General features: G+C 62.5%; 24 protein-coding genes. All 24 read left to right on the forward strand.

Going from position 1 to position 21,296, the window contains the following annotated elements:
• The first annotated feature begins 183 nt into the window (after positions 1-183).
• Positions 184-549 carry an NADH-quinone oxidoreductase subunit A gene (locus PVW27_RS14075; RefSeq protein ID WP_274558726.1) on the forward strand — a complete coding sequence of 122 codons (366 nt, stop codon included), beginning with the start codon at positions 184-186 and terminating at the stop codon, positions 547-549.
• Positions 540-1,073: a NuoB/complex I 20 kDa subunit family protein gene (locus PVW27_RS14080; RefSeq protein ID WP_274558728.1), complete on the forward strand. Its 534-nt coding sequence runs from the start codon at positions 540-542 to the stop codon at positions 1,071-1,073. Before PVW27_RS14075 ends, PVW27_RS14080 begins: the two co-directional genes overlap by 10 nt.
• Positions 1,074-1,124: 51 nt before the next feature.
• Positions 1,125-1,733, forward strand: coding sequence for an NADH-quinone oxidoreductase subunit C (locus tag PVW27_RS14085; protein WP_274558730.1), 609 nt, complete (start codon positions 1,125-1,127; stop codon positions 1,731-1,733).
• Positions 1,733-2,947: an NADH-quinone oxidoreductase subunit D gene (locus PVW27_RS14090; protein ID WP_274558732.1), complete on the forward strand. Its 1,215-nt coding sequence runs from the start codon at positions 1,733-1,735 to the stop codon at positions 2,945-2,947. The genes PVW27_RS14085 and PVW27_RS14090 overlap by 1 nt, the downstream gene beginning before the upstream one ends.
• An 8-nt stretch (positions 2,948-2,955) precedes the next feature.
• Positions 2,956-3,234 (forward strand): hypothetical protein, encoded by a 279-nt coding sequence (locus PVW27_RS14095; protein ID WP_274558734.1) that lies wholly within the window; start codon positions 2,956-2,958, stop codon positions 3,232-3,234.
• Entirely contained in the window at positions 3,234-4,352 is a 1,119-nt protein-coding gene (gene nuoE, locus PVW27_RS14100) for an NADH-quinone oxidoreductase subunit NuoE (RefSeq protein ID WP_274558736.1), read from the forward strand. The genes PVW27_RS14095 and nuoE overlap by 1 nt, the downstream gene beginning before the upstream one ends.
• 37 nt (positions 4,353-4,389) lie before the next feature.
• Positions 4,390-5,181: an endonuclease gene (locus PVW27_RS14105; RefSeq protein ID WP_274558738.1), complete on the forward strand. Its 792-nt coding sequence runs from the start codon at positions 4,390-4,392 to the stop codon at positions 5,179-5,181.
• 28 nt (positions 5,182-5,209) lie between these two features.
• Positions 5,210-5,440 carry a DUF5337 domain-containing protein gene (locus PVW27_RS14110; protein WP_274558739.1) on the forward strand — a complete coding sequence of 77 codons (231 nt, stop codon included), beginning with the start codon at positions 5,210-5,212 and terminating at the stop codon, positions 5,438-5,440.
• Complete coding sequence (gene nuoF / locus PVW27_RS14115; protein ID WP_274558741.1) at positions 5,440-6,735, forward strand: NADH-quinone oxidoreductase subunit NuoF; 1,296 nt, start codon at positions 5,440-5,442, stop codon at positions 6,733-6,735. The genes PVW27_RS14110 and nuoF overlap by 1 nt, the downstream gene beginning before the upstream one ends.
• Positions 6,736-6,740: 5 nt before the next feature.
• The gene (locus PVW27_RS14120) at positions 6,741-7,094 is read left to right on the forward strand and encodes a hypothetical protein (protein ID WP_274558743.1); all 354 of its coding nucleotides are present in this window, start codon (positions 6,741-6,743) and stop codon (positions 7,092-7,094) included.
• 133 nt (positions 7,095-7,227) lie between these two features.
• Entirely contained in the window at positions 7,228-7,653 is a 426-nt protein-coding gene (locus PVW27_RS14125; protein ID WP_274558745.1) for a DUF5333 domain-containing protein, read from the forward strand.
• 6 nt (positions 7,654-7,659) lie between these two features.
• A complete protein-coding gene (nuoG, locus tag PVW27_RS14130; protein ID WP_274558747.1) occupies positions 7,660-9,645 on the forward strand; it encodes an NADH-quinone oxidoreductase subunit NuoG in 1,986 nt (661 codons plus the stop codon).
• Complete coding sequence (locus PVW27_RS14135) at positions 9,645-10,040, forward strand: hypothetical protein (protein WP_274558858.1); 396 nt, start codon at positions 9,645-9,647, stop codon at positions 10,038-10,040. Before nuoG ends, PVW27_RS14135 begins: the two co-directional genes overlap by 1 nt.
• Before the next feature lie 6 nt (positions 10,041-10,046).
• Positions 10,047-11,084: an NADH-quinone oxidoreductase subunit NuoH gene (nuoH, locus tag PVW27_RS14140; protein WP_274558749.1), complete on the forward strand. Its 1,038-nt coding sequence runs from the start codon at positions 10,047-10,049 to the stop codon at positions 11,082-11,084.
• A gap of 1 nt (position 11,085) precedes the next feature.
• Positions 11,086-11,580, forward strand: coding sequence for an NADH-quinone oxidoreductase subunit NuoI (gene nuoI / locus PVW27_RS14145; RefSeq protein ID WP_274558751.1), 495 nt, complete (start codon positions 11,086-11,088; stop codon positions 11,578-11,580).
• Positions 11,577-11,984, forward strand: a complete 408-nt coding sequence (locus tag PVW27_RS14150) for a carboxymuconolactone decarboxylase family protein (protein WP_274558753.1) — start codon at positions 11,577-11,579, stop codon at positions 11,982-11,984. The genes nuoI and PVW27_RS14150 overlap by 4 nt, the downstream gene beginning before the upstream one ends.
• Positions 11,981-12,589: an NADH-quinone oxidoreductase subunit J gene (locus PVW27_RS14155; protein ID WP_274558755.1), complete on the forward strand. Its 609-nt coding sequence runs from the start codon at positions 11,981-11,983 to the stop codon at positions 12,587-12,589. Before PVW27_RS14150 ends, PVW27_RS14155 begins: the two co-directional genes overlap by 4 nt.
• A gap of 81 nt (positions 12,590-12,670) precedes the next feature.
• Positions 12,671-12,976 carry an NADH-quinone oxidoreductase subunit NuoK gene (gene nuoK, locus PVW27_RS14160; RefSeq protein WP_274558757.1) on the forward strand — a complete coding sequence of 102 codons (306 nt, stop codon included), beginning with the start codon at positions 12,671-12,673 and terminating at the stop codon, positions 12,974-12,976.
• Between the two features lie 4 nt (positions 12,977-12,980).
• Positions 12,981-15,086, forward strand: a complete 2,106-nt coding sequence (gene nuoL, locus PVW27_RS14165) for an NADH-quinone oxidoreductase subunit L (RefSeq protein ID WP_274558759.1) — start codon at positions 12,981-12,983, stop codon at positions 15,084-15,086.
• The gene (locus PVW27_RS14170) at positions 15,086-16,627 is read left to right on the forward strand and encodes an NADH-quinone oxidoreductase subunit M (protein WP_274558760.1); all 1,542 of its coding nucleotides are present in this window, start codon (positions 15,086-15,088) and stop codon (positions 16,625-16,627) included. The genes nuoL and PVW27_RS14170 overlap by 1 nt, the downstream gene beginning before the upstream one ends.
• A gap of 15 nt (positions 16,628-16,642) precedes the next feature.
• On the forward strand, positions 16,643-18,082 hold the full coding sequence (nuoN, locus tag PVW27_RS14175; protein ID WP_274558762.1) for an NADH-quinone oxidoreductase subunit NuoN: 1,440 nt from the start codon (positions 16,643-16,645) through the stop codon (positions 18,080-18,082).
• Positions 18,072-18,833 (forward strand): biotin--[acetyl-CoA-carboxylase] ligase, encoded by a 762-nt coding sequence (locus PVW27_RS14180; protein ID WP_274558764.1) that lies wholly within the window; start codon positions 18,072-18,074, stop codon positions 18,831-18,833. The genes nuoN and PVW27_RS14180 overlap by 11 nt, the downstream gene beginning before the upstream one ends.
• 11 nt (positions 18,834-18,844) lie before the next feature.
• Positions 18,845-19,624, forward strand: coding sequence for a type III pantothenate kinase (locus tag PVW27_RS14185; RefSeq protein WP_274558765.1), 780 nt, complete (start codon positions 18,845-18,847; stop codon positions 19,622-19,624).
• Positions 19,621-21,294 carry a ribonuclease J gene (locus PVW27_RS14190; protein ID WP_274558767.1) on the forward strand — a complete coding sequence of 558 codons (1,674 nt, stop codon included), beginning with the start codon at positions 19,621-19,623 and terminating at the stop codon, positions 21,292-21,294. The genes PVW27_RS14185 and PVW27_RS14190 overlap by 4 nt, the downstream gene beginning before the upstream one ends.
• Positions 21,295-21,296: the final 2 nt, after the last annotated feature.

A 21,296-nucleotide genomic window follows, 5' to 3' on the forward strand; every position in this document is an offset into this window, starting at 1 on the left:
CGGCGAATTGCCGCATCGCGCGGTCCGGACTTTGGTATCCCGTTGTATACGTTGTCTTTTTTGAACAGGTTCAAAACAGCGAATATGACAGCGGCTCGGTTGACCCTGACCGGGGGCAGGAGTAAACCTGCGCGCAAACCTGTAGCCAGCAGATTGCGCCTTGATGCGCGAAAGGAGCCACTCTTGGAAGGGATGCTGCGAGAATATCTGCCGATCCTCGTGTTTCTGGCCATCGCCATCGGACTGGGCCTTGTCCTGATCCTGTCCGCCGTGATCATCGCCGTGCGCAACCCAGACCCGGAAAAGGTCAGCGCCTATGAATGCGGCTTCAACGCCTTTGACGATGCGCGGATGAAATTCGATGTCCGGTTCTATCTGGTGTCGATCCTGTTCATCATCTTCGATCTGGAGATTGCCTTCCTGTTTCCCTGGGCCGTCGCCTTTCAGGACATCAGCATGACGGGCTTCTGGTCCATGATGGTATTCCTGGCCGTGCTGACAGTGGGCTTTGCCTATGAGTGGAAGAAGGGGGCCCTGGAATGGGAGTGATGACGGGTGCCAATACCGCAGGCGGCGACCGCGAACACGCGACGCAGGCCCTGAACGCCGAACTGGCGGACAAGGGGTTCTTGCTGACCTCGACCGAGGATATCATCAACTGGGCGCGCACGGGATCGCTGCACTGGATGACCTTCGGTCTGGCCTGCTGCGCGGTCGAGATGATGCACACCTCGATGCCGCGCTATGATGCCGAGCGTTTCGGGATCGCCCCGCGCGCCAGCCCCCGCCAGTCCGACCTGATGATCGTGGCCGGCACCCTGACCAACAAGATGGCGCCCGCGCTGCGCAAGGTCTATGACCAGATGCCGGAACCGCGTTACGTCATCTCGATGGGCAGCTGCGCCAATGGCGGTGGCTATTACCACTACAGCTATTCCGTGGTGCGCGGCTGCGACCGGATCGTGCCCGTGGATGTCTATGTGCCGGGCTGCCCGCCGACCGCCGAGGCGCTGCTCTACGGCCTGATGCAGTTGCAGCGCAAGATCCGCCGCACCGGAACAATCGTCCGCTGACCAGCACGGCCCTAAAGTGGGCCGGCGGCCGCACCCAGAAGGAACGACATGATGAGTGATGCGCTGAACGAATTGGGACAGCATATCGCGGCCCGCAGGCCCGAATGCGTGCTGTCCTGGGATGTGAGCCATGACGAGCTGAACATGGATATCGCCCCCGCGAATATCGAGGATTTCGTCGAGTTCCTGAAGGTCGACCGCAACTGCCGTTTCTCGACTTTGGTGGACCTGACCGCCGTGGACTATCCGGGTCGCGAAAAGCGCTTCGACGTGGTCTATCACTTCCTGTCGATGTATCGGAACCAGCGCATCCGTTTGCGCGTGGCCATCCGCGAAGATGAGATGGTCCATTCGATCACGAACATTCACCCCTCGGCCAACTGGTTCGAACGGGAGGTGTTCGACATGTTCGGCATCCTGTTCTCGGGCCACCCGGACCTGCGCCGCATCCTGACCGATTACGGCTTTCGCGGGCATCCGCTGCGCAAGGATTTTCCGACCACCGGCTATACCGAGGTCCGCTATGACGAGGCGCAGAAGCGCGTTGTCTATGAACCGGTCAATCTGGTGCAGGAATACCGCCAGTTCGATTTCATGAGTCCCTGGGAAGGGGCGCAATACATTCTTCCGGGTGACGAGAAGAAAGAGGGGGCGAAGTGATGGACGGCTCCAAGGGATTCAACGACGCCCAGACGGGCGAGCAGAAGATCCGCAACTTCAACATCAACTTCGGCCCGCAGCACCCTGCCGCGCATGGTGTGCTGCGTCTTGTGCTGGAGCTGGACGGCGAGATCGTGGAGCGCTGCGACCCGCATATCGGCCTGCTGCACCGTGGCACCGAAAAGCTGATGGAAAGCCGGACCTATCTGCAGAACCTGCCTTATTTTGACCGGCTGGATTACGTGGCTCCGATGAATCAGGAACATGCCTGGTGTCTGGCCATCGAAAAGCTGACCGGGGTGGAAGTGCCGCGCCGCGCCAGCCTGATCCGGGTGCTGTATTCGGAAATGGGGCGCATCCTCAGCCATCTGCTGAACGTGACCACGCAGGCGATGGACGTGGGCGCGCTGACCCCGCCGCTCTGGGGATTTGAAGAGCGTGAAAAGCTGATGATCTTCTATGAGCGGGCCTGTGGCGCGCGCCTGCATGCGGCCTATTTCCGGCCCGGCGGCGTGCATCAGGACCTGCCCGACGATCTGCTCGACGATATCGACACATGGGCCGTGGAATTTCCCAAACTGCTGGCCGATATCGACGGTCTGCTGACCGAGAACCGCGTGTTCAAGCAGCGCAACTGCGACATCGGCGTGGTCACCGAAGAGGATATCCAGAATTACGGCTTCTCGGGCGTGATGGTGCGCGGCTCCGGTCTGGCCTGGGATCTGCGGCGCGCGCAACCCTATGAATGCTATGACGAATTCGACTTCCAGATTCCGGTCGGCAAGAATGGCGATTGCTATGACCGCTATCTGGTGCGGATGGAGGAGATGCGCCAGTCCACCAGCATCATGCGGCAGGCAATCGCCAAGCTGCGGGTGGAGAAGGGCGATGTGATGGCGCGCGGCAAGATCACGCCGCCCAAGCGTGGCGAGATGAAGACCTCGATGGAAGCGCTGATCCATCACTTCAAGCTGTATACCGAAGGCTTCCGTGTCCCCGCGGGCGAGGTTTACGCCGCTGTCGAGGCCCCCAAGGGCGAGTTCGGCGTCTATCTGGTCGCTGATGGCACGAACAGGCCCTATCGCGCCAAGCTGCGCGCGCCGGGCTATCTGCATCTGCAGGCGATGGATCACGTCGCGCGCGGCCACCAGTTGGCCGATGTGGCGGCGATCATCGGCACCATGGATGTCGTGTTCGGGGAGATTGACCGTTGAAGAACCTGATGCGTTTCCCTGGCCTGACCCTGGGCGCCGGCCTGCTTCTGGCGGCCTGCGCCGTGCCGCCGCAAGGCACGAGCCCGCAGGATATCGCCAATTACGAGGCCGCCGTCGCCAGTATCGGCTGCAGCCTTGTGACCGAGCCGGATTATCTGGCCGTGGGTCTGCAGACCGGCCTGAGCCGCGAGCAGTTGTTGGGCGTGACCCAGTATCAATTGGCCGCGCGCCGCGCCGTAAGCCTGCCCGAGGGCGGGATCAAACTGACCACCGGAGTCTGTGCCTGATGCTTCGCCGTCTCTATCATGACCAACCCGCCAGTTTCGCCTTCACGCCCGCCAACCGGGCTTGGGCCGAGGCGCAGATCACCAAATATCCCGAAGGCCGTCAGGCATCCGCGATCATTCCGCTGCTCTGGCGCGCGCAGGAACAGGAAGGCTGGCTGACCCGGCCCGCGATCGAATATGTGGCCGATATGCTGGGCATGGCCTATATGCGGGCGCTGGAAGTGGCCTCGTTCTACTTCATGTTCCAGCTGCAACCCGTTGGTTCTGTGGCACATTTCCAGATTTGCGGCACTACGACCTGCATGATCTGCGGGGCCGAGGATCTGGTGGCGGTCTGCCGCGACAAGATCGCCGACAAACCCCACACTCTCAGCGCCGACGGCAAGTTCAGCTGGGAAGAGGTGGAATGTCTGGGCTCTTGCGCCAATGCGCCGATGGCCCAGATCGGCAAGGATTACTATGAGGATCTGACCGCCGCGCGCCTGGCCGAGATCATCGACGAGCTGGCCGCAGGCAAGGTGCCGGTGCCCGGTCCGCAGAACGGGCGCTATGCGTCTGAGCCGCTGTCGGGTCTGACCAGCCTCAAGGAGATGGACAGCGGCAAGACTCAGTATAACGCCAGCGTGCAACTGGCCGTGGATATCGGCGATACCATCAAGCGCATCGACGGCACCGAAGTGCCGCTGACCGCGCCCTGGCAGGGCGGTGCCGTCAAGCAGACCCCCCGTGCGTCAAAGCCCGCCGCGGCGAAAGCGCCCGTGCCGGATGAGGCCCAGAAGATCGGCAAACCCCCGGTCAAACCCTCGGCGACGCCGACACCCGAAGCCGGGGCTGGAACCAAACCGCAGACCATGACGGCACCGCGCGAGGCAGGGGCCGATAATCTGAAGCTGATCAAGGGCGTCGGTCCCAAGCTGGAAGCCATGCTGCACAAGATGGGTTTTTTCCATTTCGACCAGATCGCCAAGTGGTCCGCTGCCGAAGTGGCCTGGGTTGATGAGAACCTTGAAGGGTTCAAGGGCCGCGTGACCCGTGACGACTGGGTCGCACAGGCCACGGTGCTGGCCGAAGGGGGCGAGACTGATTTCTCCAACCGTGCTAAGAAGGGCGAGGTCTGAACAGGGACCGACCGGATAGCAAAAAGGAGTTGGAACGATGGGTGAGCCGATGAAGAAGACCAGTTGCCAGATCGCCTGTTGGGCGATGGGCGCGGGTGCGGGCTTTGTGGCCTTCGTCATGTTGATGGCGTTGGGTGACTGGAGTTTCATTCAGGCGGTCTTCGGGGCAGCCGTTGTGTTCATCGTGCTGGGTGGCCTTCTGTCGTGGATCCTGTGCAAGCCGCTGCCCGCTCTGGGCGAGATCAAGGCGGGCATGGACGAGCTTGACGCGACACCCGCCCCCAAGGCCGAGTCCGTCTCTGCACCCGTCGCCGCCGCGCCTGCACCTGTGGCGGCGCAACCCGCCTCTGCCGCACCCGTGGCCGAGGTCAAGTCGGCCGAGGTCAAGTCGGGCACCCTTCTGGAAGGCGAGAAGGAACTCGCCTCCCGCAAGGGCAACTGGAGCTATCAGGCCGAGGCTGCACCTGCCCCTGCTGCGACGGTGACGAGCAAGCCAAAGGCAAAGACAGAGGCAACTGCCGCACCTGTAGCGGCCGCTGAGGGGGCCAAGCCGGCCACCTTGACGGCAGCGCGCGGAGGTCAGGCAGACAACCTCAAGGAAATCAAGGGCGTGGGTCCGAAGCTCGAGGCGATGTTGCACGGGATGGGGTTCTATCACTTCGACCAGATCGCCGCCTGGACCGCAGCCGAAGTGGCTTGGGTCGATGAGAATCTGACCGGCTTCAAGGGCCGTGCGACCCGCGACGACTGGGTGGGGCAGGCGAAGATCCTTGCCAGCGGCGGCGAGACCGCATTTTCGAAACGCGTGGAAGATGGCGACGTCTATTGACGCCGCAGGACCACAACCGGAACAGGACATGACACGGGAACGGGATACAGAACTGGCACGCAAGGGACGCATGGCCGCGATGATCATCGCGGGCACGGCTGTGTTCTGGGTTCTGGCGATCCTGCTGGGCGGACAACTCGGTCTGACCCAGCGCACCCGCGCCCTGTTCGATCTGATGGCTCTGGCAGGGTTTGTCTGGGCCATCGTGATAATTTTTCAAATCTGGCGTCTGCGCCAGAGTGACAAGGGAAAGCCGTGATGCTGAAGGATCAGGACCGCATTTTCACCAACCTCTACGGCATGCATGACCGCACGCTGAAAGGGGCGATGGCGCGCGGGCATTGGGATGGCACGGCGAACATCCTCAAGAACGGGCGCGACTGGATCATCTCGCAGATGAAGGCTTCGGGCCTGCGCGGGCGCGGCGGGGCGGGCTTCCCGACCGGCCTCAAATGGTCCTTCATGCCCAAGGAAAGCGATGGCCGCCCGGCCTATCTGGTGGTCAATGCGGACGAATCCGAACCGGGCACCTGCAAGGACCGCGAGATCATGCGCCATGATCCGCATACCCTGATCGAAGGCTGCCTGATCGCGTCCTTCGCGATGAACGCGCATGCCTGCTATATCTATATCCGCGGCGAGTATATCCGCGAGAAAGAGGCGCTTCAGGCCGCGATCGACGAAGCCTATGAGGCGGGTCTTGTGGGCAAGAACGCCTGCAAGTCGGGCTGGGATTTCGACATCTACCTGCACCACGGCGCAGGCGCCTATATCTGCGGCGAGGAAACCGCCCTGCTGGAAAGCCTTGAAGGCAAAAAGGGCATGCCCCGCATGAAGCCGCCATTCCCGGCGGGCGCGGGTCTTTACGGATGCCCCACCACGGTGAACAACGTGGAATCCATCGCGGTGGTCCCCACCATCCTGCGGCGCGGGCCGGAATGGTTCGCGGGCTTTGGCCGCCCCAACAACGCGGGCACCAAGCTGTTCGCGATCTCGGGCCATGTGAACAACCCCTGCGTGGTCGAAGAGGCGATGTCGATCAGTTTCGAGGAACTGATCGAAACCCATTGCGGCGGCATCCGCGGCGGCTGGGACAACCTCAAGGCGGTCATCCCCGGCGGGTCCTCCGTGCCGATGATCCCGGGCCACGCGATGCGCGATGCGATCATGGATTTCGACTACCTGCGTGAACAGCGTTCGGGCCTCGGCACGGCGGCGGTGATCGTCATGGACAACTCCACCGATGTCATCAAGGCGATCTGGCGGCTGTCCAAGTTCTACAAGCATGAAAGCTGCGGCCAGTGCACCCCCTGCCGCGAAGGCACGGGCTGGATGATGCGCGTCATGGACCGCCTGGTGAAGGGCGAGGCCGAGGTCGAAGAGATCGACATGCTGCTCGACGTGACCAAGCAGGTCGAAGGTCACACGATCTGCGCCCTTGGCGACGCCGCGGCATGGCCCATCCAGGGCCTGATCCGGCATTTCCGCGACGAGATCGAGGACCGCATCAAGCACAAGCGCACGGGCCGCGTCAGCGCCGTGGCGGCGGAGTGATGGTCATGCGGGCAAGCCTTCTGGCACTGGGTGCCGTGGTGGCGCTGACGGGATGCGGTGTGGTCTCGAACGTCACGGACCGGATCACCGGCAGCGGCCGTCAGGCATTTGACGGGCAGTTCTTCCGCGCCAGTCTGGCCTTCGACCGCGAGGCGCCGGCCGATTTCGTCGTGCGTGTGCAGGATGCCGGAAGATCCGTGACCGGCGCGCGCGAGGCAGGCCGCTATGAGGCGACCAAGCATTGCATCGAGTTTTTCGGCAATTCCGCCGCCGTCTGGGCCGTCGGCCCCGACAGCCCGGACGAGGCGCTGGTGTTCGATGGCGGCGCGCTTGTTCTGACGGGGCGCTGCGAGGGATGATGCAGGTCAGGGTCATATCGCGGATGGCAGGGGGGCTGATATTGCATAGCAGCCCGTCCCGGACCCATCTGTGCCGGACGGGACGGGGGCAGCCTGCTGCCCGCCGCCCACGTGGCATGGAAGGAGCGATGACATGCGTATGACCTTGTTCGGACAGAAATCCCTGATGGCGGCCCTCCTGGTGCTGGCCTTGGCGGCACCTGCGGTGGCAGCGGGCAAGCCTGCCTTGCGCGATCTGCCGCAGATCGACGACCGGATGCTCTGGGTGGCCATCGCCATCGAGATCAGCGACCGCTGCGACAGCATCGACCCGCGGACAGTGCGGGGACTGAGCTATCTGTGGAACATCCGCTCGGAGGCGCAGAAGCTTGGCTACTCGAACGCCGAGATCAAGGCCTATGTGGACAGCGACGCCGAAAAGGCACGGATGCGCGCACGGGGCGAGGACTATGTCCGTGCCCAAGGCCTGAACCCAGAGAATGACGCCGACCTGTGCAAACTCGGTCAGGCGGAAATCGCGAAGGGCAGCCAGATCGGCGCCTTCCTGAGAATGAAGTGAGATCAAATGGCTGACCTACGCAAGATCATCATCGACGGGCATGAAGTCGAAGTCGAGGGCGCGCTGACCCTGATCCAGGCCTGTGAACTGGCCGGGGTCGAAGTGCCCCGTTTCTGCTATCACGAGCGGCTGTCCATTGCGGGCAACTGCCGGATGTGTCTGGTCGAGGTCGTGGGCGGCCCGCCCAAGCCCGCCGCCTCCTGCGCGATGCAGGTGCGCGATCTGCGCCCCGGCCCGGAAGGTCAGCCCCCGGTGGTCAAGACCAACAGCCCGATGGTCAAGAAGGCGCGCGAAGGCGTGATGGAATTCCTGCTGATCAACCATCCGCTGGATTGCCCGATCTGCGATCAGGGCGGCGAGTGCGATCTTCAGGATCAGGCGATGGCCTACGGCGTCGATTTCAGCCGTTACCGTGAACCCAAGCGCGCGACCGAGGATCTGGATCTGGGCCCGCTGGTGGAAACCCACATGACGCGCTGCATCTCCTGCACGCGCTGCGTGCGCTTCACGACCGAGGTGGCGGGGATCACCCAGATGGGCCAGACCGGACGCGGCGAGGATAGCGAGATCACCTCCTATCTGGGCGAGACGCTGGACAGCAACCTTCAGGGCAACATCATCGACCTGTGCCCGGTGGGCGCGCTGGTGTCCAAGCCCTACGCCTTCACCGCCCGGCCTTGGGAACTGACCAAGACGGAATCCATCGACGTGATGGATGCGCTGGGATCGAACATCCGCGTGGACACCAAGGGGCGTGAAGTCATGCGATTCCTGCCGCGCAACCATGACGGCGTGAACGAGGAATGGATTTCCGACAAGACGCGCTTTGTCTGGGACGGTCTGCGCCGCCAGCGTCTGGACACCCCCTATATCCGCGAGAACGGCAAGTTGCGCAAAGCCGGCTGGGACGAGGCGCTGAAAGCCGCCGCCGCCGCGATGACGGGCAAGAAACTGGCCGGTCTGGTCGGTGATCTGGTGTCAACCGAGGCGGCCTTTGCCCTGAAAGCGCTGATCGAAGGGCAGGGCGGCCATGTCGAATGCCGCACCGATGGCGCGCGTCTGCCCATCGGAAATCGCTCGGCCTATGTGGGCAATGTCGCCATCGAGGAACTGGATACCGCGACCGATATCCTGATCGTCGGCTCGAACCCGCGCGACGAGGCACCGGTGCTGAACGCGCGTATCCGCAAGGCCTGGACACGCGGTGCCAATGTGTCCGTGATCGGTCAGGCGGTCGATCTGACCTACCCTTACGAACATCTGGGCACCGATCGCGCTGCACTCTCCAAGGTCAAAGTGGCTGACGGCACGATCGTGATCGTCGGCCAAGGTGCGCTTCGTGAGGCGGATGGCGAGGCGGTTCTCGCCGCCTGCATGGCGCTGTCGGGCCGGATGCTGGTGCTGCACACCGCCGCCGCCCGCGTGGGCGCGATGGATGTGGGCGCGGTAACCGAGGGCGGCATGCCCGCCGCCATCGACGGGGCCGAGGTGATCTACAACCTTGGCGCCGATGAGGTCGAGATCGCACCGGGTGCATTCGTCATCTATCAGGGCAGCCATGGCGACCGTGGCGCGCACCGGGCCGATATCATCCTGCCGGGTGCCGCCTACACCGAAGAAAACGGCCTCTTCGTGAACACCGAAGGCCGCCCGCAACTGGCGCTGCGCGCCGGTTTCGCACCGGGCGAGGCCAAGGAGAACTGGGCGATCCTGCGGGCCCTGTCGGCCGAAATGGGGGCCACGCTGCCCTTTGACAGCATGGCGCAACTGCGCCGCGCGATGGTGGCGGCGCATCCGCATCTGGGCGATGTGGATGTGGTGGCTGACAATGGCTGGACCCCGTTGGCGGCGGCCCCCTTGGGCAAGGCCGATTTCCGCAACGCGATTGCGGATTTCTACCTGACCAACCCGATTGCACGGGCCAGCCAGCTGATGGCCGAACTCAGCGCAGGGATCAAGGCGCGCGGCACAAAGGCCATGGCCGCCGAGTGATGGGAGTGCGGGCGATCATATCCGCCGCAGGTCTTGCGGGCGCACTCTCCGGGTGCAGCGATGCTGCGCCCGAGGTGGCCCGTTTTGCGCCGCTCTATGAAGGGGTCGAGACGCGCCTTCTGGACGGGGATCTGGTCCGCTTCCGCGTGGCGATGCGCGGGGCGCGCGACAATGACGATGTGAGTGCCTATGCCGAATGTGCGGCGGCCCAATATGCGCTGATCCGGGACTATGGTTTTGCCCGGCATTTGCGGACGAATGTGACGGAACAGGGTGGCTTTTGGCGCGGGGATGCGGTTTACACCATCTCGGCTCAGCTGCCCCGCGGATTGCGGACCATCGACGCCGAAGTCGTTGTGGCGCAATGCGCGGAAAACGGAATACCGACGGTGTGAGGACCAATGGCTGATTTCTATACAACCCCGCTGGGGATCGCAGTTCTTCTGGTGGCGCAATCGCTGGCAGTCGTGGCCTTCGTGATGATCAGCCTGCTGTTTCTGGTCTACGGCGACCGCAAGATCTGGGCCGCGGTGCAGATGCGGCGCGGGCCAAATGTGGTGGGCCTGTTCGGCCTGCTGCAAACCGTGGCCGATGCGCTGAAATATGTGGTCAAAGAGGTGGTGATCCCGGCGGGTGCGGACAAGACCGTGTTCATGCTGGCGCCGCTGACCAGTTTTGTGCTGGCGATGATCGCCTGGGCTGTGATCCCCTTCAACGAAGGCTGGGTGCTGTCGGACATCAACGTGGCCATCCTCTATGTCTTCGCCGTCTCCTCTCTCGAGGTTTACGGCGTCATCATGGGGGGCTGGGCGTCCAACTCGAAATACCCGTTCCTTGGCTCGCTGCGCTCGGCCGCGCAGATGATTTCCTATGAGGTCAGCATCGGTCTGATCATCATCGGCGTCATCATCTCGACCGGCTCGCTGAATTTCAGCGATATCGTGCGCGCGCAGGATGGGGATTACGGCTTCTTCAGCTGGTATTGGCTGCCGCATTTCCCGATGGTCTTCCTGTTCTTCATCTCGGCACTGGCGGAAACCAACCGCCCCCCGTTTGACCTTCCGGAAGCGGAATCCGAACTGGTGGCGGGGTATCAGGTGGAATATTCCTCGACCCCCTTCCTGCTGTTCATGGCGGGCGAATATATCGCGATCTTCCTGATGTGCGCGCTGATGAGCCTGCTGTTCTTCGGCGGCTGGCTGTCCCCGATCCCCGGACTGCCTGATGGTCCGCTGTGGATGGTGGGCAAGATGGCCTTCTTCTTCTTCCTCTTCGCGATGGTGAAGGCGATCACGCCCCGTTACCGCTATGACCAGTTGATGCGGATCGGCTGGAAAGTGTTCCTGCCCATGTCGCTGGCCTGGGTGGTGATCGTGGCATTCCTTGCGAAATTCGAACTCTTCGGCGGGGCCTATGCCCGCTGGGCGATTGGAGGCTGATATGGGTCAGATCGATTACGGACGCGCGGCGGGCTATTTCCTGCTGTCGGACTTTGCCAAAGGGTTCAAGCTGGGGCTGAAATACTTCTTCGCGCCCAAGGCGACGCTGAACTATCCGCATGAAAAAGGCCCGCTCTCCCCGCGTTTCCGGGGTGAACACGCCCTGCGCCGTTATCCCAACGGCGAGGAACGCTGCATCGCCTGCAAACTGTGCGAGGCCGTCTGCCCCGCGCAGGCCATCACCATCGACGCCGAACCGCGCGAGGATGGCAGCCGCCGCACCACGCGTTATGACATCGACATGACCAAATGCATCTATTGCGGCTTCTGTCAGGAAGCCTGCCCGGTGGATGCCATCGTCGAGGGGCCGAATTTCGAATTCGCGACGGAAACCCGCGAGGAGCTTTTCTACGACAAGACCAAGCTGCTGGAGAACGGCGAGCGCTGGGAAGCCGAGATTGCCCGCAACCTCGAACTGGATGCGCCCTACAGATGAGTGATGCAAAAACCCCCCTCGAGCTGATGATGCAGCAGGCGCAGGAGATGGTGAAAGCCTTCAACCCGGCCATGTCCTCCTTCGATCCCAAAGGGTTCGAGAAGATGTGGCCGACGATGCCCAAGGACGCCATGGAAATGTGGTTCGGCAAGGGTATCAGCAAGGACGGGCTGGATGCCAAGACACGGCTGCTGCTGACGCTGGCCGGTCTGACGATGCAGGGCGCGCAAAGCGAAACCGCCCTTCGCCAGACCGTGCGCCACGCGCTCGAGGCCGGGGCCACCAAGGATGAAATCGCCGAGACCATCGCCCAGATGTCGATGTTTGCCGGTATCCCCTCCATGACCCGCGCGATGGAACTGGCGCGGCAGGTCCTGGACGAGACAGAGGATGACAAGTCATGACCATGATCGCCTTTGCCTTCTATCTGTTCGCGCTGTGCGTGCTGGCGGGTGGGCTGTTCACCGTGATCAGCCGCAACCCGGTGCATTCGGTGCTCTGGCTGATCCTGACCTTCCTGTCGGCGGCGGGGCTGTTCGTCCTTCTGGGCGCTGAATTCGTGGCGATGCTTCTGGTGATCGTCTATGTCGGCGCGGTCGCGGTGCTGTTCCTGTTTGTGGTGATGATGCTGGATGTGGATTTCGCGCAGCTCAAGGCGGAAATGGCGCGTTATATGCCGCTGGCGCTGCTGATCGGCATCGTGCTGCTGATGCAGTTGTCGCTGGCCTTCGGCGTCTGGACCACGTCCGAGGGCGCGGTGGCCGCCCGCGATGCGGTGATCCCGACGGATATCACCAATACCGCCGCATTGGGTCTGCTGCTCTATGACAAGTATTTCCTGCTGTTCCAGCTGTCGGGTCTGATCCTGCTGGTCGCCATGATCGGCGCCATCGTTCTGACCCTGCGCCATCGCAAGGACATCAAGCGCCAGAACGTGCTGGCGCAGATGTGGCGCGATCCGGCCAAGGCGATGGAACTGAAGGACGTGAAACCGGGGCAGGGCCTCTAAGGCCCGGTCACGACCGCCCGTTCAGGGCAAATGATACATGCCGGGTGCAAGGCCCGGTCACATGAAGAACCGAGGGACGACATGATTGGCTTGGAACATTACCTGACGGTGGCGGCGGCGCTGTTCGTCATAGGGATCTTTGGTCTCTTCCTGAACAGGAAGAACGTGATCATCCTGCTGATGTCGATCGAGCTGATCCTGCTGTCGGTGAACATCAACCTCGTCGCCTTCTCGTCTTTCCTGGGCGATCTGGTGGGGCAGGTCTTTACGCTCTTCGTGCTGACCGTGGCGGCCGCCGAGGCGGCGATCGGCCTTGCGATCCTTGTCTGTTTCTTCCGTAACCGCGGCACCATCGCGGTGGAAGATGCCAATGTGATGAAGGGCTGATACCATGGCAACGATCATTCTGTTCGCGCCCCTGATCGGGGCCCTGATCGCGGGTTTCGGCTGGCGCATCATCGGTGAAACCGCCGCGATGTGGGTGACCACGGGCCTGCTGTTTCTGGCGGCGATCCTGTCGTGGATCGTGTTCCTGACCTTCGACGGCGTCACCCAGCAGGTCGAGATCCTGCGCTGGGTGGAATCCGGCAGCCTCAGCACCGACTGGGCGATCCGTCTGGACCGTCTGACCGCGATCATGCTGATCGTGATCACCACGGTTTCGGCGCTCGTGCATCTGTATTCCTTCGGCTACATGGCCCACGATCCCCAGTGGAAAGAGGGCGAAAGCTACAAGCCGCGCTTCTTTGCCTACCTGTCCTTCTTCACCTTCGCGATGCTGATGCTGGTGACGGCGGACAACCTGCTGCAGATGTTCTTCGGCTGGGAAGGCGTGGGCGTCGCCTCTTATCTGCTGATCGGTTTCTATTACCGCAAGCCTTCGGCCAATGCGGCGGCGATCAAGGCCTTCGTGGTCAACCGCGTGGGTGACTTCGGCTTCCTGCTGGGCATCTTCGCACTGTTCTACCTGACGGATTCGATCCGCTTCGACGACATCTTCACCATGGGCCCGCAACTGGCCGAAACGCAGATCGCGTTTCTCTGGACGGAATGGAATGCGGCCAACCTGATCGCCTTCCTGCTGTTTGTCGGCGCGATGGGCAAATCGGCGCAGCTTTTCCTGCACACGTGGCTGCCCGACGCGATGGAAGGTCCGACCCCGGTATCGGCGCTGATCCATGCCGCGACGATGGTCACCGCAGGCGTGTTCCTTGTCTGCCGCATGTCGCCCATCATGGAATACGCGCCCGAGGCGATGATGTTCGTGACCTTCATCGGCGCGACGACCGCGTTCTTCGCCGCGACCGTGGGTCTGGTGCAGAACGACATCAAGCGCGTGATCGCCTATTCGACCTGCTCGCAGCTGGGCTATATGTTCGTGGCCGCTGGCGTGGGCGTCTATTCCGTGGCGATGTTCCACCTGTTCACACACGCCTTCTTCAAGGCCATGCTGTTCCTTGGCGCGGGCTCCGTGATCCACGCGATGCATCACGAACAGGACATGCGGAACTATGGCGGTCTGCGCAAGAAGATCCCCTATACCTTCTGGGCGATGATGATCGGCACGCTGGCCATCACCGGCGTGGGTATCCCGCTGACCTATATCGGTTTTGCCGGCTTCTTCTCCAAGGACGCGGTGGTCGAAAGCGCCTATGCGGCCACGGCGGGCGGCTATGCCTACTGGATGCTGGTCATCGCGGCGCTCTTCACCAGTTTCTACAGCTGGCGTCTGATGTTCCTGACCTTCTATGGCGAGGCGCGGGGCGACAAGCATACCCATGAACACGCCCATGAAAGCCCCAAGGTCATGCTGATCCCGCTGGGCGTTCTGGCGCTGGGGGCGATCTTCTCGGGCGTGGTCTGGTATAACAGCTTCTTCGGGCATACCGACACGGTCGCCAAATTCTTTGGTGTCCCCTATGCCGAGGCCGAGGCGCATGCGGAAGAAGGTGCTGATCACGACACCGGCGCCGCAGACGCGGATCATGCCGAGGGCGACGCCAAGGCCGAGGGTGAGCATCTCTATGTCTTCACCGGCGCACCGGGCGAGGGGGCCATTCACCACCGCGAGGGCAATACCGTCCTGAACGATGCCCATGAGGTGCCGAAATGGGTCAAATTCAGCCCCTTCGTGGTCATGATCATCGGCTTCCTGACGGCTTACTGGTTCTACATCCTGAACCCGGCCCTGCCGCGCAAACTGGCCGAGGTGCAGCGCCCGCTTTACCTCTTCCTGCTCAACAAATGGTATTTCGACGAGATCTATGACGCCATCTTCGTGCGCCCGGCGCGCTGGATCGGCGGCATCTTCTGGAAGCGCGGCGATGGCGACATCATCGACGGCTCGATCAACGGTGTGGCGATGGGCGTGATCCCGATGCTGACCCGTTTCGCAGGCCGCGCACAGTCGGGCTACATCTTCACCTATGCCTTCGCGATGGTGATCGGGATCGTGATCCTGATCACATGGATGACGCTCACCGGAGGGGCGGAATAATGGATAACCTTCTTTCCATCGTCACCTTCATTCCGGCGCTGGCGGCCCTTATCCTGATCGTGTTTCTGCGCGGGTCCGATGCGGCGGCCAATCGCAATGCCAAATGGCTGGCGCTGATCGCGACAAGTGTCACCTTCCTTGTGTCTCTGTTCATCCTGCTGCAGTTCGACCCGTCCAATACCGGCTTCCAGTTTCTGGAAGAACGGACATGGATCATGGGCCTGACCTACAAGATGGGCGTGGACGGGATCAGCATCCTGTTCGTCATGCTGACCACCTTCATGATGCCGCTGGTCATTGCCGCGTCATGGGATGTGAACACCCGCGTCAAGGAATACATGGTCGCCTTCCTGCTTCTGGAAACGCTGATGCTAGGCGTGTTCATGGCGCTGGATCTGGTGCTGTTCTATCTGTTCTTCGAGGCGGGACTGATCCCGATGTTCCTGATCATTGGCATCTGGGGCGGCAAGGCGCGCATCTATGCCAGCTTCAAGTTCTTCCTCTACACCTTCCTTGGTTCGGTGCTGATGCTGGTGGCGATGGTGGCGATGTATTCCGATGCGGGCACCACCGATATTCCCACGCTGATGCGCCATGACTTCGGCTCTGAAACCTTCAGCCTGCTGGGGATCCAGATCGTCGGCGGCTTGCAGACCCTGCTGTTCCTGGCCTTCTTCGCCAGTTTCGCGGTCAAGATGCCGATGTGGCCGGTCCATACCTGGCTGCCTGATGCCCACGTGCAGGCACCGACCGCCGGGTCGGTCGTGCTGGCCGCGATCCTGCTGAAGATGGGCGGCTATGGCTTCCTGCGCTTTTCCTTGCCGATGTTCCCCGTGGGCGCGGATGTCCTGACACCCCTTGTGCTGTGGATGTCAGCCATCGCCATCGTCTACACCAGCCTTGTCGCGCTGGTGCAGGAGGACATGAAGAAGCTGATCGCCTATTCCTCGGTCGCGCATATGGGTTACGTGACCATGGGCATTTTCGCCGCCAACCAGCAGGGCATCGACGGCGCGATCTTCCAGATGATCAGCCACGGCTTCATCTCGGGTGCGCTCTTCCTGTGCGTCGGCGTCATCTATGACCGGATGCACACGCGCGAGATCGACGCCTATGGCGGCCTCGTGAACCGGATGCCCGCCTATGCGCTGATCTTCATGTTCTTCACCATGGCCAATGTCGGCCTGCCGGGCACCTCCGGGTTCGTGGGTGAATTCCTGACGCTGATGGGGATTTTCCAGGTCAACACATGGGTGGCTTTGGTGGCCTGTTCCGGTGTGATCCTGTCGGCGGCCTATGCGCTCTGGCTCTATCGCAAGGTGGTGCTGGGCGACCTGATCAAGGAAAGCCTGCGATCGATCACCGACATGACCCGCCGCGAAAAGGCGATCTTCGCCCCGCTTGTGGTGATGACCCTGCTCTTGGGCGTCTACCCTGCCTTGGTGACCGATATCATCGGCCCCTCGGTCGAGGCGTTGATTGCCGATTATGACCTTGCCCGTGCCGAGGGGACGACCCTCCGCATGCTGGCCCAGAACTGAACGGAGCGCTGAGAGATGATCCAGGCTGATCTGACCATTATCCTGCCGGAAATCCTGCTGTCGGTCTTTGCGATGCTGGCGTTGCTGTTCGGGGTCTATACCACCAAGGACAAGGTCGCACCCCTGCTGACATGGGTGACCGCTGCCGTCTTCGCGCTTCTGGCTGCATGGATCGGTCTGAGCGGTGAGGGCAACAACGTCGCCTTCAACGGCATGTTCCATGACGATGCCTTTGCGCGCTTTGCCAAGGTGACGATCCTGCTCTCTGCCGCCGCCGTGCTGCTGATGAGCCAGGAGTATATGGAGCGGCGCGGTCTGCTGCGGTTCGAATATCCCATTCTGGTCTCGCTCAGTGTCGTCGGCATGATGATGATGGTCAGCGCGGGCGACCTGATGGCGCTTTACATGGGGTTGGAACTGCAATCGCTGGCGCTTTATGTCATCGCCTCGCTGCGCCGGGACAGTCTGAAATCGACTGAGGCGGGTCTGAAATACTTCATCCTCGGCGCGCTCTCCTCGGGTCTGCTGCTCTATGGCGCGTCGCTGGTCTATGGCTATGCCGGAACCACGCTGTTCTCGGGCATCATCGCGGCGGCTGGATCTGGCGACATGTCGCTGGGTCTGCTGTTCGGACTTGTTTTCGTGATCTCCGGCCTTGCGTTCAAGATTTCGGCCGTGCCGTTCCACATGTGGACGCCCGACGTCTATGAAGGCTCGCCGACGCCCGTCACCGCCTTCTTTGCCACCGCGCCCAAGATGGCGGCGATGGCGCTGTTTGCCCGCGTGCTGCATGACGCCTTTGGCGGGGCCACGGCGGATTGGCAGCAGATCCTCGCGCTGCTGGCGCTTCTGTCGATGTTCCTCGGCTCGATCGCGGCCATCGGTCAGCGCAACATCAAGCGTCTGATGGCGTTTTCGTCCATCGCCCATATGGGTTACGCGCTGATGGGTCTGGCGGCGGGCACCGTTTTCGGCGTGCAGGCGATGCTGGTCTACATGGCGATCTATGTCACCATGAACGTGGGCACCTTCGCCTTCATCCTGTCGATGGAAAAGGACGGCCAGCCCGTCACCGATATCGCGGCGCTGAACATGTATGCCAAGCGGGAACCGGGCCGGGCGCTGGCCATGCTGATCCTGCTGTTCAGCCTCGCCGGCGTGCCGCCGCTGGTGGGCTTCTTCGGCAAGTTCTATGTGCTGCGCGCTGCCTATGATGCGGGTCTGGCATGGCTGGCCATCGCCGGTGTGATCGCCTCGGTGATCGGCGCCTTCTACTATTTGCGCATCGTTTACTACATGTATTTCGGCGACGAGGGCGAGGAGCTGGACGGCGGCAAGTCCCCGGTGCTCTGGGTCATGCTGATGGCCTCGGCCGGTGCGATGCTTTTCGGTGTCGTGAACCTGTTCGGGATCGAGGGCGCGGCAGCCGCCGCGGCAGCCACGCTTGTCAACTGACGCGACGTCTGCGGGCTGGCCGCAAGGCACGGCCCGCATCTTGCTGGCCGAGGTGGACAGCACCCTGAACGAGGCCGCGCGCCGCTTCGATACCCTGCGCGGTCCGACATGGATCCTCGCCCTGCATCAGACGGCCGCACGCGGGCGGCGGGGCAGGGACTGGCGGCATCCGGCGGGGAATTTCGCGGCAACCCTCGTGCTGCCCGGCCCGTTGCAGCCCGCCACGGCGGCGCTGCGGTCCTTCGTCGCCTCCCTTGCGCTTTACGATGCCTTTGCCGCCGCCACCGGACGCCCCGGCAGCTTCGCACTGAAATGGCCCAATGACGTGCTGCTGAACGGTGGCAAGGTGGCGGGGATGCTGCTGGAAACCATCGGCCCGCGCGGCGATGCGCTGTCCATCGGGATCGGCGTCAATCTGGCGCAGGCCCCAGACGCCGGGCAGGTCGAGCAGGGGGCGGTGCGGCCCGTGTCGCTTCTGTCCGAGACAGGCGCTGCCGTCAGCCCAGAAGAGTTCCTCGATCTTCTCGCCCCCGCCTATGCCCGCTATGAAGCGCAGTTCGCCGCCTATGGCTTTGCCCCGATCCGCACCGCCTGGCTTGACCGCGCCGCGCGTCTGGGCCAGCAGATCACCGCGCGCCTGCCCGCCGAAGAGGTGACCGGACGGTTCGACACGGTGGACGAGCAGGGCCAACTTGTCCTATCAACGCCGCAAGGCCCGCGCCGCATCGCTGCGGCTGACGTCTTCTTCTAAGGATCGCTGCCATGCTTCTGGCCATCGACTGTGGCAATACCAATACTGTTTTCGCGATCTGGGATGGCGAGCGGTTCCTCTGCACGCTCCGCACCTCGACCGAGCATCAGCGGACGGCGGATCAATATTACGTCTGGCTCAGCGCGCTGTTGAACCATCACAAGATCCCGATGGATATCGACACGGTCATCATCTCCTCGACCGTGCCGCGCGTGGTGTTCAACCTGCGGGTTCTGGCGGATCGCTATTTCAATTGCCGCCCGCTGGTGGTGGGCAAGCCGGAATGCCTGCTGCCGCGCGCCCCGCGCGTGGATCAGGGCACGACCGTGGGGCCGGACCGTCTGGTCAACTCGGCCGGGGCCTATGACCGGCATGGCGGCAATCTGATCGTGGTCGATTTCGGCACCGCGACGACCTTTGACGTGGTCGATGATGACGGGGCCTATGTCGGCGGTGTGATCGCGCCGGGTGTGAACCTGTCGCTGGAAGCGCTGCACATGGCCGCCGCCGCCCTGCCGCATGTGGACATCACCAAGCCGCAGGGCGTGATCGGCACCAATACCGTGGCCTGTATGCAGGCCGGGATTTTCTGGGGCTATGTCGGCCTCGTCAAGGAAATCTGCACAAGGATCAAGGCGGAACGCGACCGCGACATGCGCGTAATTGGCACAGGGGGGCTGGCCGCGTTGTTCGGCGCCTCGGAAGTGCTGTTCGACAGGATCGAAGACGACCTGACCATTCATGGCCTGACGGTCATTCACCAATATAACAAGGACCAAGGCAACATATGAGCAGCAACAGATTGATCTACCTTCCCCTCGGCGGCGCCGGGGAGATCGGTATGAATTGCTATGTCTACGGATATGGCCCCAAGGACAAGGAACGCCTGATCGTCGTGGACGTGGGCGTGGCCTTTCCCGATATGGACGGCACGCCGGGGGTGGACCTGATCCTGCCCGACATCGCATGGCTGGAAGAGCGCAAGACCCAGATCGAGGCGGTGTTCATCACCCACGCCCATGAGGATCACGTCGGTGCCATCGGCCATCTGTTCGAACGGCTGGGCCAGCCAGCGGTCTATGCCCGCGCCTTCACCTCGAACATCGCGCGCGGCAAACTGGCGGAATACGGCTATTCCGACAAGGTCGTCAAAACCGTTTCGAAATGGCCCCAAACCGTTGAAGCGGGGCCTTTCACCGTGGGCTTCCTGCCGATTTCCCACTCGATCCCTGAAAGCTCGTCTCTTGTGATCGACACGCCCGAAGGCCGGGTGATCCATACGGGTGATTTCAAGATCGACCACAACCCGCTGGTGGGCGAACCCTTCGATCCCGATCTCTGGGCCGAAGTGGCGCAAAGCGGTGTCAAGGCGCTGATCTGCGACAGCACCAACGTGTTCAACGCGCATGAGGGGCGGTCGGAATCCACCCTCGGCCCGGCAATTGTCGAACTGATCGCCGCGCAGAAGGGGCTGGTCGTGGCCACAACCTTTGCCAGCAACGTGGCCCGCGTGAAAACGCTGGCCGACGCGGGCGAGGCGGCGGGCCGTTCGATCTGCCTGATGGGCCGCGCCATGCGCCGGATGATCGAGGCGTCGATCGAAACCGGTGTTCTGACCTCCTTTCCCAAGGTGGTCAGCCCCGAAGATGCGATGATGATGCCGCGTGACAATGTCATGCTGATCGTCACCGGCAGCCAGGGCGAACGCCGTGCCGCCAGTGCGCAGCTGGCCAATGGCAAATATCAGGGCGTGGTGCTGAAAGAGGGGGATCTGTTCCTCTTCTCCTCCAAGACCATTCCCGGCAACGAAAAAGGCGTCATCCGCATCATCAACCAGTTCAGCGAAATGGGCGTGGATGTGGTCGATGACAGCAACGGCAAATACCATGTCTCGGGCCATGCGAACCGGCCTGATATCGAATACATGCAAAAACTGGTGAAGCCGCAGGTCGTGATCCCGATGCATGGCGAACACCGCCACCTGCGCGAGATGGTCAAGATCGCCAAGGGCAACCGCTTCCAGTCGATCCTTGCCGCCAACGGCATGATCGTGAACCTTGGCGGCAATGAACCCGCCGTGGCCGGCTATGTGGAAACGGGCCGCACCTATCTGGACGGCACCGCACAGGTCGGCGCGCTCGATGGTGTCGTGCGCGACCGTATCCGCATGGCGCTGAACGGGCATGTCACCGTCACGCTGATCCTTGACGACGAGAACGAGCCCCTTGGAGAGCCGTGGTGCGAGATCATGGGGCTGGCCCAGACAGGCCGCTCCCGCGCGCCGCTGGTCGATGTGCTGGAGGCCGATCTGGAGCAGTTCATCAACCGCGCCTCCGAGGTGACGCTGGCCGATGACGACAAGCTGGAACAGCAGTTGAAAAAGATCGTCCGCCAGACCGCGCTGGACGAGATCGGCAAGAAACCCGAAGTCACCGTCGTCATCAGCCGCCTCAGCGCCTGACC

This window comes from Seohaeicola sp. 4SK31, from assembly GCF_028802875.1.
In the GTDB taxonomy this organism is placed as follows: domain Bacteria; phylum Pseudomonadota; class Alphaproteobacteria; order Rhodobacterales; family Rhodobacteraceae; genus Seohaeicola.